Raw genomic sequence first — 13,645 nt, forward strand, 5'->3', positions numbered from 1 at the left:
GGGTCTCAGACCGGATGCCTGGTCAAACCTGCTCGACGTCGCCGATGAGGAAACACAGGCCACACTGATTTTCATGATGGCGCTGCAGGACATCAGTACCGGAAATAGCAAATTCACGGAGGAAGAGATCGACGAGATCGACCTCGAAGCGCCTGATCTGATTCCGGGTTGCGTGATGACAATCCTTCATCAATTTCGCCCCGAACTCGCCGGACAGGCTCCGGCCAACCTGCCGGGGCAGCCGTTTCAAGCAGGACCACGACCCGGCCGAAACGATCCATGCACCTGCAGGTCGGGTCGCAAATACAAGCAGTGTTGCGGCCGCAACTGAACGCTAAAGAACAATTTCATGGCTGCCACCCGCATAGGCGCGCGCCCACCTCGTTATGTGCCACGATCTGCGCAAGCGTCAGGTCACTCAAAACATCATGACGCGACGGCCGAATAGGCTCTGCCCAATCGCAATCCTCATACATGACAGCCGGATCAATCGCGCATCCAGCGGTGAGCCCGACGCTCAAGATCAGCGCGGTCAGTGTTTTGCACGTCATGGCGGATGTCCTTTGAGGTTTGCATGGATCTGACGCGCGCATCGGCACGGCGCACGGCAAAACGCGCCGTGGCGGCTTGGCGCCCCTGGCAGACGGCGATCCAGAGGGCGACGGTCGCGGCCAAGATGATGGTGCCGTAAAAGACAGCCCGTCTGCCCAAGCCACTCAGGAGTGCGCGGACAACGCCGATCATGGCGTGCGTCCTGTCCGGTGATCTTCAATGCGGGCGGAGCGCGCCTTTAGCGCATAGAGAATGACACCGACAAACATCGCCATCCCGATCCATGGCAAGACCATGGCCAGCCAGGCCTCCAGACCTGCGAGCGCAAAGAGCCGGGAGGCTGTCTCCCGGGCCTGTTCGGCCTCACGCAATGCTGGTGCGATCTGAGAGGTGATAGAGCCTGCGGCCCCCAGAACCCCAAGCCCGATTTGCGCATTCGCCGCCGTCACGATCCGGCTATCTTCGGGCACGCCCGCCGCCCGTTCCGGCGCAACTTGGCGCGGGTTCGCTAATTTCAGAGCCTCCTCCAGCGCGACATCAATGACCGGAACCAGCGACAGCGCATGATCATCTCGGAACGCCAGGATCGCCGCGCGCGTGCGTGGCCCGATCACCCCGTCGATGGTGCCGACCTCGTGATAGCCAAGATCCTTTAACCGGCGCTGCACGGCCTTGACGGAGAGAGTCACTGCTGGCGCGACATTGCCAGCCCGCCGGACACCCAAGAGCTTTGAGACGGGATAGCGTTTCACATTCACCGCATCAGACTGATTGCCGCCAAGCCCCCAAATCCAGGCCCCTTCAATGCGGTCAATGAAGAACACATGCCCCTGCCAGCGGGACGCGCCTCGGGGTATGACCCCGATGTCACCGGGCTGCGCATTCGCGATCTCTACAGGGATGCCCCAGTCAAGATAGGACCGCGCTGTCAGCTTGCGGGTCGAGCGCATGCCCGCCTTCTCCAGGCAATGACCGACGAAGGCCGCGCACCACGCAACGCTGTCGTGCTCCACCCAATCGTGGCCGACGCTGGCATACATTGCCATGACGATGGGGTTATTTGCGGGGCCCGGGCCCTCGGTGGTGCCGATATACCCGCGGGCAATCTCAAAAGGTGTCATGATGCTCTCCCATGCAAATGCAAAGCGCCACCCCGAAGGGCAGCGCTTGATGTTTGTGGCTTTGTTTGTGCCTGTGCTCAGTTTTACGAGGCGCGGCTTACTTCTTGCGGCAAAGCCAGGCTGTCATCAGGGCCTCCGCCCCGCGCGGTCCCAAATACGCCAACGTGGCCACAAGCCCCGTGCGCACCGGCTGGCCAAGATCAAAGTGGCTTGCGATGGCCTCGCCAATAATCGCCATGCCAATGGCCACGGGGATTTCCCACAAGAGCTCCTTGCCAAAAAACCGCCGCCGGCCAAGTTTCACCTCACCCGAGTGATACATCAGCCGCCCGGTAAAGGCGCCGATCAGCGTGGTCACCGCCCCGCCAAACAGGCTGTTCAAGGTTTCTAAAAAGCCCGGCTCGGTCATGGGCGCCTCCCTTACAGGTTTGTCCACGCAAAGCGCTTGCGTGGGTGTTAATATGGACTATATTTAGAGCTGTATTTCGCACTATTTGGAGGCCGTCATGCAGCGTGTCGAAGCCAATATCGCCGTCAGCGTTTCTGATCTTAAAAAAAACCCGTCGCAGGTCATGGCGCAGGCAGCAGGCGAGTCCGTCGCCGTGCTGAACCACAACCGTGTCATGGCCTATATGGTGCCTGCCGCGCGCTATGAGGCCTTGATGGAGCATATGGACGATTTGGAGCTGGCCGACACCATTAAGCAACGGGCTGACGAGACACCGGTTCGGGTCAGCTTGGATGAGCTATGAGCTGCAATTCCTGCCCACAGCCCTCAAGGAGTGGCGTAAACTTGGCGTGACGCTGCAATCGCAATTCAAAAACAAGCTCAAAGAACGACTTGTTCAGCCCCATGTTGTGGCTGATGGCCTGCACGGCATGCCAAGCCACTACAAAATCAAGCTTCGCAGCGCGGGCTATCGCCTCGTCTACCGCGTAGACGATACCACTGTCACGGTAACGGTGGTGGCGGTCGGCAAACGTGAGCGGAGCGCCGTCTATAGAAACGCGCGTAAACGCGCTGATCCCTAATATTCCCCACCGTCGAGTAGCGGTTCAAAGGCAGCATCAGCCAGATTGCGCAGCTTGAGCGTCGGCGGTGTGGTGCTGGTATCCAGCCACAGCATACCCGGCGCGGTGGCCGAAGGTTCCACCGCACCGCTACTGGTGGAGCGCAATGCGGCAACAATCTGGTTGATCTGGGCACGCACAGCTGCCCCGTTGTCGTTGATGATCACAAAGCTTGGGGCCTGAGCCATAAATGGATTTCCCGTTTCTCAATAAAATGGAATGCGACCATTCGCGTTTGAGGCGCAGCCGAAAGGCAGCGAAGGGACGCCCCGCACATACGGGATGTCCTCAAACCACCTCATCCGCTATAAGCCGCAATTCCGAGACGATCGGCGTAAAGGCTGGATCACTGGTTCTGAGCCAGGCCCGCGCCTCAACCGCGTGCGCCTCGATTTCACTGTTGTCGATCCGCCCCCAAGGTCCCCAGACAGGGTTTGCACTCGCCGGATCATCATCGGTTTCACGGATCTCGAGCACCACGTCGATATCGGCACCCTCGGAGCCGTCGAAGTCGGCCCAGCTATCGATCGGCGTCATCCGGTCATCAATGTAATCCGACAGCGCCGAGGCCCCGACGAGGATATCAGACCGCAGACGGACGCGCCGAAGTGCTCCAAAGTCGAGAAGGCTCTCGAACTGGTAGAGCCCTTCGCTCGCCAATACGACGGGTGAACCTTGAGCATCTGTTCCGGTTTGCAGTTGCAACGTCCCAGCGGTGGCCACCAGACCGGTTTTCAGGCCAGGGAAGGCAGGCTCGGCCGCCAGCGTATTCAGCTGCGCAAAGCTCAGGATCTGCACGCCCTTTGTGCTCACCGTGCTGACGGGACCAATCCGCCCCTCGCTGTCTTCAGCGCGCAAAAGATAGGTCCCGGGTTTCAGCGGCACGACCGCAATCGCCTCGCCGCCCGAGACCCGGTCCATCAGCGTGGAGTTTGCCCAAGTGGCGGCCATTTCCTTGCTGTGGCGGATAATGACATTACCACCCACGCGCACATCCACATCAACCGAACGCTGCCATTTCAGCACGGCAAGACCGCCTGCAGACTGGATCGTCAGCCCCGTCAGCGCAGCCGGTGGCGCCGTGAGCCCCACAATCTCCAAGCCCCCCTCGCGCCAGACCGACGAGACACCCAGCACCGAGATCGCCTTGATCCGCGCATCCCATTGCCCCGGCTGGATGTCGCGCAACTCCATGACCGTGCCGGAGGTGCGGCCACGGTCCAGCCAGACACCGCCATCCCGCCGCGTCTCTACCTGATAGGTATCGACAAACCCCGAAGCCGCAGGCTCCCAGGCGATCCGCGCCAGGACTTTGACCGCCGAGCCGTCGCGGGTCACATAAAGCTCTTCACTGATCTGCGGCGCACCCGGTGGGACAATGTCAAAGGCCGAGGGCAGCGTTGTGCGCGGGGCGGCTGCATAGATCTGTTCTTCGGAGGCGTCCCAATCATAGATCAGCGGAGAAGTTTCCCGCATGAGAAGTTCCGGCGCCAAGCGCGGACCTGGTCCAACCTGCGTCAGATCCAGCCGCACGGCTTCAACTTCAAAGGGTTTTCCTTCAGGTAGATTGGCGCCGCCAAAGCCCCAGCGGGCGTAGCTCACATAGGTGGTCTCGCCCGCCGCAACCCGCCAGGCCTTCAGCTTGCCCGCAATCTTCAGGCTCATTTGCCGGCGCGCGCGCTCGAGTTCGATCTTCGCCAGACGCTGCGCCATGGAGGCAGAGATCGTGAAGGGCAGCGAGATATCCCGCCAGACCCGCTCGCCATTGTCCTCCAGCCGGTAGGCCTCACTGGCATAGGCCGGGAAGTCATCAGGCTGCCAGCTATTCTCGGGGCTCACGAACTGGCCGCGCACCGCATTAAAGTTTGACGCCCGGCTTTGCCGCGTGGTCAGGGTCATCCCGCCCTCGCGCAGATCATCTGCCGTGATCACTGTCTCCGGCACCCGGTAGGCCCCCGCGCGCATCCGCCATTGGCCTGCCTGCCAGATGCAGCGGCCTGCCATCGCCGTCAGCATCGCCTCGATAATGGTCTTCGGCGTCTCTGCGAGCGAGACCACGCCATTGCAAGTGTAGCGCGGCTCAGTGCCGCCAGTGGCGAGCGGCACAGCCTCATCACAGATATTGGCCGCCTCAATCAGACTGTCCGTCTCGATCCCGTCGGCACCCCCAATTGTAGCTCCGATGCCATAGGTCGCATGGGCCATGTAATCGGCCACGCAGAGCGCCGCATTGTCCGTATAACCCTCCTGACCCGTCCGTGGATCGAGGATGTCGGCCTTGCCCTCGAGATCCACAGTGATGTTGGGAATGCCGCCTGGAAATGCATCCGGATCATAGGTCAGCTTCAAATAGAGTGCCGCACAACCCGCAAGGCGGTGGGCATCCGTCCAATGCTCGGGTGCCGCCGCAATGAGCCCCGCAAAGGCGGTTTGATCATCGGCCCCCAAGCGCTTTTCGACAGCAACCTTGCCCGCCCATCGGCCCTGGGCCGCACCTGAGACGTCAACCGCCTCTTCGCCCTCAAAATAGATGGCACCAATGGATTTGATGCGGTGGGCAGCCAGCACCACCACCAAGTGCAGGTCTTTGTCCTTCGCCCCAGTAGAATGCAGGAACACAATCACGCCGCCCTTGCGCACGCGGCCGTAGACCATCTCGCGGGGCATCACCGGCTCGCGCACCGTCACTGTGCGGGCCTTCATTTCCATCTGGCCCAGGCTTGGCGTGGGCATCAAGGCCTGTGCGGCCGCTGATAAGAGCATCGACGCCCCGAACTGGGCGGCAAAGCCGACCAGACCCGTGGCTGCAAAAGCTGCGGCCACACCGCCTGCGGCAATGGCAGCACCCCCAAGAGCGACAGCACCTAAAACCACGGGTGGCATTGTTCACGTCCTCCAGGCGAGACGGCAGGTTGCAAGGGAGAGGCGCACCAGATCGTCAGGTGCCACAAAAGCGGCCTTGGCGCCGATGACGACGCCAAAGGCTTCTGGCTCACCGCCCAAAATCAGATCGCCACGCTGTGCGAGGCGCACATCATCAAGCGGGTTGCCCAACAAGGCGCGCCCGCCTTCTTCAAGGCTTGTCCAGCCAAGACGGCGCAACACCCGCCCGCAGCCGATCGGTGTGCGATACCGCCCCCGCCAAAGTGCGGCATGGTCCGGGCCATTCGTCAGGTCACGATGGAGATCAAAAGCCCAGGTCGCACAATCGTGCTGGCCCCAGACAAAGGGGCGCGTGCTGGCCTGCTGGATCGCGTCCGCAAGGACCTGCTCCCAATGGGGCACGCGGGTGGAAACGCGCGTGGCAACAGTAATCGGTCGCTCCATCAGCCGCGTCCCCAGGTGATCTCTTGATCTTGAATGGCCGTCACATGCTCAAAACCACGATCGCCCGGGTGCAGGACCTGTTGGCTTTCATGGGTGTACCGCCAGTTGCGCGGCACGCTCAGATCAATAAGGCGGCTTTCATAGCTGATCGTGATCCGGCAGCTCTGCCCGTCCTCTTGCAGTTCCGGCACATCAAGACGGCCCGTAAAGGCCTGGACGGGATCGGCGATGACGGTCCGGTCCTCTGTGAGCAGCGCGAGCCAGATGCGCCCCGCCTGACCCTGGCGCGCCTCATCGATCGCAAGCCCCACCAGATCCAGTGGCACGCCCGAGAGCGAGACCATCGTGCCAGAAGCGACAACATCAGAGGTTTCCTCAAGCGCGCCAAGCCCAAGAAGGACACCAACGCCTGTCCAGGTCTTGCCGTCCCAGTCGATTGGACCCGGACCGGTCCAGATCCGCACCATGCCGGACGGGAACTCCCCCTCAAAAAAGATCGCAGGCTGCAGATCAGCGCGGTCGAGTGCTGTGGCCATGCCATTTGTGATGTCTCTGCTCATAGCGCCTCGCGTCCAGATAGCGTGAAGCGGTGACGCGCCGCGCGTTCAATGCGGGTTGGCACCGAACTCGTGGGGCGCAGCAGCACCTGTGGTCTGTTGACCTCCAAAGGTGTATTGGCGGGCAGCGCGCTGCGGATCGCCGGAAAGAGCGTCAGTGTTGCCAGACCGTTGATGTCCGCTGTGACGTCAAAGGCGATCTGGTGCAGCCGCGTGTCGCGCGCGGTGCCGATCGACACAAAGTCGCCAGAGGCCAGCGCGAGTAGCCCCGACGGCCAGCCTTGCGTTTGCACAACATTGCCGCCCGTAATGGGTGCCGTCAGCGAGACCGGTTGCGCCAGCACTTTTGGCACAATGGAGGGATCGGCAAACAGCAACAGCCCCCGGCCAGAGCCAAGCGCCGTGAGTGCGGCAGAGACCGAGCGCGCCAGCGGTCCGGATTGCGCAGCAAATTCGATATCATATTCCCACCATTCGCCACCCCAATCCTGCACCTCCGTCGTCCCGGTGAAGGGCGACTGCGTCTGGCTGGTGGCGGTCACCAAGCGCCGCTCAATGCCGGCCACCCAGGTACGCGGCAGTTCCACAATCAAACTCATGCCATCCGTCCCCGCCGCATGGCATTGCCAACAGCGGCCACTGCAATGCGCTCAAACTCGGGCTGTGCGCCCCGCATCACCGCCGCGATCTGCTCGGCCACACCCATCTGTGCACCGCGTGCATCCACATTGAGATTTATCGCCACAGGAGTGGCGTCATCTCCGCCGCGCGCGACCTCTGCGCGCGACAACACCCGTTCACCCCGCTGCAGGATGGTAGGCACTTCATCGGGCCGCAATCCGGCCCAGGAGCCAGCGGGCCCCACGGTGCCACCGCCGTGCATCCGCGGCGCACCCGCAAAGACCGCTGCGGGCACGGCGCGTGTATGACCGGAGATCCCCACTATGCCGCCAGCATGCGAGACCGCTGCAGCAACAGAGCCGCCACCGCCAAAAGCGCCTGAGAGCGCGTTGGCAATGGGTCCCAGCACCGCATTCTTAAACGCCAATACAGCAAGATCTGCGAGGATCGATCGCACCAGGCCTTTGAAGTCCAACTTGCCGGTTTCCACAAAACTACGGAATGCGCTCTCGGCGCCAGAAAAGGCGCTGGATAAGGTTTCGCCGAGACCTTTGCCCCAGTTCAGGGCGTCCGTGGCATAAGAGTTTAGGGCTTCGGAGACGGCACGCCAGCCGGTAACAATCCTTTCGGCCGCCCCGCCACTGGCGCCACCACCAGACCCGCTGCCGCCACTAACCGTATCCCCAGCCTCGGCCATGGCCTCCGCCAAGCGGCCCGCAGAGGCCGTGGCGTCATCCAGTGCCGCAGCGCCGTCCTCGCCAGTGCCCGCGACAGCATCGCGGAGTGCCGCCCAGGAGGACAGCCGGGCCTTGGCTCCAGCTGCCAAATCGGAGGCGGCCTGCCGGTAGGTGTTCGCGGTGGCGAGTGCCTCGGCGGCAATCCCATCAAGTCCAAGGTCGGGCGCTGTGAGCGGGTTATCTTCAAAAGCCCGCTGGAACGCATCTGCAGCAGCGCTTCCAGCATCCGCTGAAGCCCCATCAAAGGGGTTGGCAATATCCCCGAGGCTGATCTCGCCGATCTCACCAAAGGTCGTCTCGATGCCCACAGCCGCCAGCGCATCGCGGATCTTCCCCGTAAAGGCATCAATCCGGGCGATCGCACCATTCAGCATGGCCTCGATCCCGTCGAGCATGCGATTGGCGGCCGCGTAAACAAGATCGCCGATCACGGCTGGCAGGCGGGACCAGATTTCGCGGACGGCGAGAAGTGCGCCTTCGAAGGTATTCGCTGTGGCGTTACCAAAGGCGACCACACTTTCAATCGCCCCCGCCATGCCGGTGGTGGCATCAGCCTTGAGATCATAGAACATCGCCGTGGCGCGCGCGCCTGCAGCCGAAGCCCCCGTCTTGATCCGGTCCCAGACCTCGACGGCGACATCCTTCAGGAGGCGCATCGCCTCGCCAAAACCGCCGGCGCCGGACGCGAGGCGCGTGAACCAATAGACCAACTCGCCTGCACCAACGATGAGCGCACCAATGCCGGTGCGGATCAGCGCGCCTTTGAGAACCACCAGCGTCGTGGCCAACCCGCGCACCGAGAAAGCTGCCGCGGCCATTGCCGCCACCCAGCGACCTGCGAGGAATGTGGCGAAGGTTCCCGCATAAATCGCGAGCCGGTCAAGGTTGGAAAGGACCGCGTCAAAGGCCCGGCTGATCGGACTGGTGGAAGAGGCCAGTGCGACAAAAGCATTGGCCACCGCCTCCAGCGAGGGAGCAAGCGCCACTGCAATCCGGTTGCGGACGCCCGTGAAGACCTGGCCAATGCTGACCAGCGCGAGTTCGGATCGATGCATGGCGGCGATGGCGTCAGCATCCAAAACAGCCCCAAGTGCCTGCGCCTGTGCCCCAAGCCTCGTCATCTCCGCACCGCCGTTTTGCAGCAGCGGAATGAGACGCGTGGCATCGGACGCCATAGCCTCGAGATAGAAGGTCATCTCTTGTTGGCTGACGCCTGCCTTCTCAAGGCTATCGACGTAAAGCTGCAACGCCTCAGGACCGGAAAGGCGGGCGAACTGGTCTGCCGTCACACCGACCCTTGGCGCGATGTTCTCGAAGAAGTCCGCCATCGGACCACCGCCCGTCTGTAGAAAATCACCGACGCGGTCATTCACGTCCTTCAGGATGTCGGCGAGCTTTTCCTGTTCGATCCCCACCGTGGCGGAGGCCGCCGCCCAGCGTTGGAATACCTCCGGGTTGGCATTGGCCACCTGAGAAAGCTGGCCGATCTCATTGGCGGCAGCCACCGTCGAGCGGGTCATCGCAACGACAGCACCCGCGAGTGCTGTGGCCGCAGCAGTCGCTGCGATCTTGGCGCGGCGCGCAAAAGCGGCCATCCGCGCATTGGCTTGGTCCAGCTCGCGCGACAATCGTCCCATGCCGCGAGTGCCTGCCTCGCCCACACCTTCCAGCTCGGCACGCACCTGGCGCCCGCCAGTCGCGGAGAGGCGGACGGAGACACGTTTTTCTGCCATGAGAGTAAGACCTCAGAATGCGGTGATACCTCGTTTCCATTAAGAACGAGGTTAGGTTAGGCTTGATCCGGCCTGCATGGTTTCATTGATCTTGCGGACCATCACCGCCTCGATGAGCGGCAAGAATTCCGCGATGATCAGGGGCGAGAGCCCGAGGGCTAAGCCGAGTTGCAGGGCAGCAGCCATATCCCAACCGAGGACAGCGCCGCCGCTCACCCCGCCAGCAACCCGCACCTGTCCGCCGAGGCGCTGAACCAGATCCCAGACCTGCCAGCCTTCCAGGGTGATGGGTTTGTGCAGGCTGCGCGGACAGTCGGCACACACTGATGGGCAAGCCGCGCAATATTCACCGCCCCCGCCGAACTCCCAGTCGGCGAGAGTGGTCAGGCGTTTTTTTCCGCATCCAAGATGAGCGCGCCTGCGATGTATTTGGTCTGGAAGGCCTCAAAGATCGGCCAGAGCTCCAAAAGCGCGTCGATGCCCTCAGGCGTCAGAGGAAGAGGCTTGCCGTCCTCGTCTCCGACGCCCTCCCAATCCTTCACGACGATGCGCGCCACGGCCTTTGCCACGATACGCGCAAGGTCGTCGTTGGAGGTGCTGCCTTCAGTATTACCAGCGGCCGCGACGATGGTCGGATCGCTCCGCGCGGCCAACATAATGGCCGTGGTCAAAGGTTCGACGAATAGTCGGACACCATGGCCCAAGTCGAGCCAGCGCGGCTCCGTGGATAAGTTGAGTTGCAGCATATTCGTATCCTTTGTTGCGTTTGCGCGCACTTGACAGCGCCATAAATCCAAGGAGAGAAAAGACGTTCTTTGGATGTGTTGCTTTGTTGCTCACCGGGAAAGATGGTCGTACTGCAGCCATGATTTAGAATGGCAGGTTAGTATAACCCACTACGAAAAACCCCCACTCACGGCCCTCCGAGCGTAACGCTTGGGGGGTTTTTTCGTCGGCGCCACTTGGCACGACACCGGCCAAGAGGTGTGGTCGCGCGCATATATCGTCTCGGGGCAGTACCCAGAAGGAAGAGTAATAAGAGAATGGATGCAAAGTCGGAAACCAGCGATCAGTTGTTGGGCCTTACTGAAACGCTTGAGATCGTAAAAACTGAGCGGGATTTTCTGCGCGATGAAGTCAGCAGGCTAAAAGATGAACTGGAGCGGACATCATTGCGCGCCGAGCGTGCTGAAACCCGCCTTCACGAGGTCACCTTGGCGATCGTGGATATCAGTAAACAGGCCATCCTTTCTCCCCAACGGAGCACCGTGACCGAAGTGATGATGGATGGCAGAAGTCTTCTGCGGCTAGGTAACCCTGTCGGCTTCGGTAAGAAGTCTATGTAGCAGGCATGGCGATCAATAGCCCTCAATGCCATTTACAATGGTGACACTGACCATCGGGTCGCCATTGGCCTGCTGTGCTGCCTGCCAGGCGAAGGTTACCTGCACCCCCTGTGGTCCGGAAATTTCCCGGCGCGGACGGGGCAGAAAGACCCGCGGGACGGATACAGTGAGCGCCTCCCCCGTGGGCAAGGCGTAGCCGAACGTCAGCGCGCAGGCCTGACCGCCAATGGCCTGATTGAGCAGCGTCGCATCGGCAAAGCGCACGGTGATATTACCCGTCATCGCGGCAATTGACGGGTCGGCACCCTCGATCTTGCCGTCTGCGCGGATCGTCTCGATCCGATCAAGGTTGTTTTGATAGGTGAGTTCGGCGCTGACGATGTTGCCGATGTTCACGCCGTTGCGCTCGACCGATCCGTTGTAATGACCGAAACGCTTGAGAGACAGCGTCGCGGGCGTGCCGATTTGCGTTGATGTGCTCAAATCCTCGCCTTGGGCGACGAGCTCAACCGTGGAAGTCAAAAGCCCTGACCGGCCCATGCTCCAGCTGAAGCTGTCCACCATGCAGCCCGAATACATCGCAAAGCTCGGTACCTCCGGCATGCCCACTTCGACAGAAAAGCTGGGTAGGCTCCAGTTTCCACTCTCAAAGACGTGGGTATAGGGGCCCTCGCCGGATGTTGTCGGCGCACCAAAAGCGCCCTTCATCCAAAAGCCGTAAGCTTCGGCATCAATTGGCACGACAACGTTGCCGTCGGCGGTCAGTGCATCCTTGATGGGCTCAAGCGGATCACGACCGTACCCCAAAAGCTCTGATGCCTGTAGCGGCTGCTCGGCACCTAGCGACGCCGTCGCAAAGGGCATTTTGGTAAAGCCGCTAGCAGGCGGCGTGCCATAGATAGTCTCAAACGCAAGCGCCATCTGCGCGCGCGCCCCTTGGGCTCGTGCCATGTGTTCTCTCCTTGAAGCTCGGGTTTGTCGTCAGGCCAGCGCGTCGCTGGTGGCGTAATGCAGGATGATCGGAATGATTGCGGCTTTGATGGCCGCACCTCCCTCGACGGGTAGATCGACCGGCTCTGGTGCCTCGGCTTCCACCCAGTCGCAGCGCCCACGAAGGGTGCGATCAGCACCGATGGCAGCACCAATGCGCCCGATTAGCTGATCAAAGCGGGCGTCACGGTCCTCGCCAGTCTGCACGATGACCTCCAGCTCTGCGTGGTGCTGGTAGTGATACATCAGCGGCGACAGCGTCACGCCAGGCTCGCCGGGGTTGCCGTCGCGCAGGATCATCAAGCCAGCGGGCGGAATCCGCTCGGGCAAGACCTCACAGCGCAGAACAGGCACATGCGGTACCGTGCGCAACAGGTCCGCCAGAGCGGTCAGGATCATTTCTCGGGGAGTGGGCATTTTAAAGCTCCGCCTTGACCTGCGAGATCGAATATCAGCAGGTTGGCATTCAGGACTGTAACCGACCCTCGCCAGTCAAAGGGAGCGGCGATGTTAAAAAGTGAAGGCACCAGGTTGTCAACGATCCATAGCCACGTGCTCAGGCTCACTTGCGCATGCGGCCGCTCGGCATCTGTGCGCGTGAGTGCGCTACTTGCGCTTACAAGCCCTCCTGCAATCGTTGGCGATGTGGTCGCGAAGGCGCGGTGCACGGGGTGTGGCCAGATCAATGTGCAATCCTGCGAGATCGTTTATGAAACGCCTCATTAAAGTGCAGCCAAGCGTCAGCGTTAAATATCTGACAGATAACGCGGGCAGTAACATCTTTTCAGACGGGACCGTTGAGAGGCTTTGGCACAGGAAACCTCGGCTTTCTAGGATATTTACTATTGCGCACAGAGCTTGTGAATAAAGTTGGAACAAACCCATGCTGCCGGGCAAAATCATCCGCTTCCAACAGCGTGAGTTTTTCGACGGCTGCAATATAGACCTCGGATCCATCAACAACCCAATCGACGCAAAGCTCATCTTTGTTGAATTGCTGCTCTCGACTTACAAACTCAAGGACATCCCGCTCCTCCACATCTCGATCTATGTTCAGCCGCACTTTGCGATAAAGGACATGCTCCCGTGGAACAACCAATGTCGTGGCAATGGGAGGCGTCGATAGTGTGGCGGCAAGCGAGAGTAATTTGACCATTCTGACGGGAAGGTCATCGCCAAACGCCGTGACGTCACCAATGACGCAGGGCTCGCCATGCAAGTCATAGAGGAGCCTGATCGCTCCAAATGACAAATCCAGCGTGAATTGAGGATGCATTGAAACGGCTCCGGCTTGATCGTCGGCAGCAGTACGCTGCTAACTCAACGATTGTCCGGTTCTGTTCATCTTTCAAGTGATCTGGTTGCTTTTTGGTGTCTTGCCTGATCCAAGCCAACACTTTTGAGCACATATATTATCATGACCTGATTGCAGGTGAATTTATCTTCATCATTGTAAATCAGCGTTTCTTCTTAAAGGGCAACCAGTCCTTCATGAGGTGGATCGTATCGCCGGCAACTTCGCGGCAATCTTCATGCCAGTAGGTATCGGTCTCGGGATCATGCAGCACGGTCTCGTCTCTAGCAAAACAC

18 protein-coding genes are annotated in these 13,645 nt (G+C 60.8%); 4 read left to right on the top strand and 14 right to left on the bottom strand.

Translation table 11 applies throughout. The features are described 5' to 3' along the window. Positions 1 to 331: SEC-C metal-binding domain-containing protein (locus C7964_RS19240; protein WP_181417258.1), on the top strand; the 331-nt coding region annotated here is incomplete at its 5' end. 155 nt (positions 332 to 486) lie between these two features. On the opposite strand, the gene C7964_RS19820 is transcribed toward C7964_RS19240, so the two are convergent. The 3 genes from C7964_RS19820 to C7964_RS19255 form a co-directional block, all read right to left on the bottom strand. After that, a complete protein-coding gene (locus tag C7964_RS19820; RefSeq protein WP_146214902.1) occupies positions 487 to 744 on the bottom strand; it encodes a hypothetical protein in 258 nt (85 codons plus the stop codon). Next, complete coding sequence (locus C7964_RS19250; RefSeq protein ID WP_110281177.1) at positions 741 to 1,673, bottom strand: C40 family peptidase; 933 nt, start codon at positions 1,671 to 1,673, stop codon at positions 741 to 743. Before C7964_RS19250 ends, C7964_RS19820 begins: the two co-directional genes overlap by 4 nt. A gap of 97 nt (positions 1,674 to 1,770) precedes the next feature. Further along, entirely contained in the window at positions 1,771 to 2,082 is a 312-nt protein-coding gene (locus C7964_RS19255; protein WP_110281147.1) for a phage holin family protein, read from the bottom strand. Between the two features lie 97 nt (positions 2,083 to 2,179). On the opposite strand from C7964_RS19255, the gene C7964_RS19260 reads away from it, so the two are divergent. Together C7964_RS19260 and C7964_RS19265 are read left to right on the top strand one after the other, a co-directional pair. Beyond that, positions 2,180 to 2,425, top strand: a complete 246-nt coding sequence (locus tag C7964_RS19260; RefSeq protein ID WP_110281178.1) for a type II toxin-antitoxin system Phd/YefM family antitoxin — start codon at positions 2,180 to 2,182, stop codon at positions 2,423 to 2,425. Beyond that, on the top strand, positions 2,415 to 2,705 hold the full coding sequence (locus C7964_RS19265; protein ID WP_110281179.1) for a type II toxin-antitoxin system RelE family toxin: 291 nt from the start codon (positions 2,415 to 2,417) through the stop codon (positions 2,703 to 2,705). Before C7964_RS19260 ends, C7964_RS19265 begins: the two co-directional genes overlap by 11 nt. Here C7964_RS19265 and C7964_RS19270 read toward each other — a convergent pair. The 8 genes from C7964_RS19270 to C7964_RS19305 all read right to left on the bottom strand — a co-directional run bounded on the left by C7964_RS19270 (position 2,702) and on the right by C7964_RS19305 (position 10,465). Continuing rightward, entirely contained in the window at positions 2,702 to 2,932 is a 231-nt protein-coding gene (locus C7964_RS19270) for a hypothetical protein (protein WP_110281180.1), read from the bottom strand. The genes C7964_RS19265 and C7964_RS19270 overlap by 4 nt on opposite strands. Positions 2,933 to 3,032: 100 nt before the next feature. After that, the gene (locus tag C7964_RS19275) at positions 3,033 to 5,627 is read right to left on the bottom strand and encodes a TipJ family phage tail tip protein (protein WP_110281181.1); all 2,595 of its coding nucleotides are present in this window, start codon (positions 5,625 to 5,627) and stop codon (positions 3,033 to 3,035) included. Between the two features lie 3 nt (positions 5,628 to 5,630). After that, a complete protein-coding gene (locus C7964_RS19280; protein WP_110281182.1) occupies positions 5,631 to 6,071 on the bottom strand; it encodes a DUF6950 family protein in 441 nt (146 codons plus the stop codon). Further along, positions 6,071 to 6,631, bottom strand: coding sequence for a hypothetical protein (locus C7964_RS19285; protein WP_110281183.1), 561 nt, complete (start codon positions 6,629 to 6,631; stop codon positions 6,071 to 6,073). Before C7964_RS19285 ends, C7964_RS19280 begins: the two co-directional genes overlap by 1 nt. Further along, positions 6,628 to 7,227 carry a hypothetical protein gene (locus C7964_RS19290; RefSeq protein ID WP_110281184.1) on the bottom strand — a complete coding sequence of 200 codons (600 nt, stop codon included), beginning with the start codon at positions 7,225 to 7,227 and terminating at the stop codon, positions 6,628 to 6,630. Before C7964_RS19290 ends, C7964_RS19285 begins: the two co-directional genes overlap by 4 nt. Then, entirely contained in the window at positions 7,224 to 9,719 is a 2,496-nt protein-coding gene (locus C7964_RS19295; protein ID WP_110281185.1) for a phage tail tape measure C-terminal domain-containing protein, read from the bottom strand. The genes C7964_RS19290 and C7964_RS19295 overlap by 4 nt, the downstream gene beginning before the upstream one ends. 51 nt (positions 9,720 to 9,770) lie before the next feature. After that, complete coding sequence (locus C7964_RS19300) at positions 9,771 to 10,043, bottom strand: DUF7697 family protein (protein ID WP_286164078.1); 273 nt, start codon at positions 10,041 to 10,043, stop codon at positions 9,771 to 9,773. 59 nt (positions 10,044 to 10,102) lie between these two features. Then, positions 10,103 to 10,465 (bottom strand): phage-derived protein YdaY family protein, encoded by a 363-nt coding sequence (locus C7964_RS19305; protein ID WP_110281186.1) that lies wholly within the window; start codon positions 10,463 to 10,465, stop codon positions 10,103 to 10,105. Positions 10,466 to 10,762: 297 nt separating this feature from the next. On the opposite strand from C7964_RS19305, the gene C7964_RS19310 reads away from it, so the two are divergent. Further along, positions 10,763 to 11,065, top strand: coding sequence for a hypothetical protein (locus C7964_RS19310; protein WP_110281187.1), 303 nt, complete (start codon positions 10,763 to 10,765; stop codon positions 11,063 to 11,065). 12 nt (positions 11,066 to 11,077) lie between these two features. Here C7964_RS19310 and C7964_RS19315 read toward each other — a convergent pair whose 3' ends face one another. From C7964_RS19315 to C7964_RS19825, 3 genes are all read right to left on the bottom strand, one after another. Beyond that, on the bottom strand, positions 11,078 to 12,016 hold the full coding sequence (locus C7964_RS19315) for a phage tail tube protein (RefSeq protein WP_110281188.1): 939 nt from the start codon (positions 12,014 to 12,016) through the stop codon (positions 11,078 to 11,080). A gap of 30 nt (positions 12,017 to 12,046) precedes the next feature. After that, entirely contained in the window at positions 12,047 to 12,472 is a 426-nt protein-coding gene (locus C7964_RS19320; protein WP_110281189.1) for an acyl-CoA transferase, read from the bottom strand. A 367-nt stretch (positions 12,473 to 12,839) separates the two neighbouring features. Next, positions 12,840 to 13,331, bottom strand: coding sequence for a hypothetical protein (locus tag C7964_RS19825; protein WP_146214903.1), 492 nt, complete (start codon positions 13,329 to 13,331; stop codon positions 12,840 to 12,842). Positions 13,332 to 13,645 lie beyond the last annotated feature (314 nt).

The organism is Loktanella sp. PT4BL (assembly GCF_003201935.1).
Classification (GTDB): domain Bacteria; phylum Pseudomonadota; class Alphaproteobacteria; order Rhodobacterales; family Rhodobacteraceae; genus Yoonia.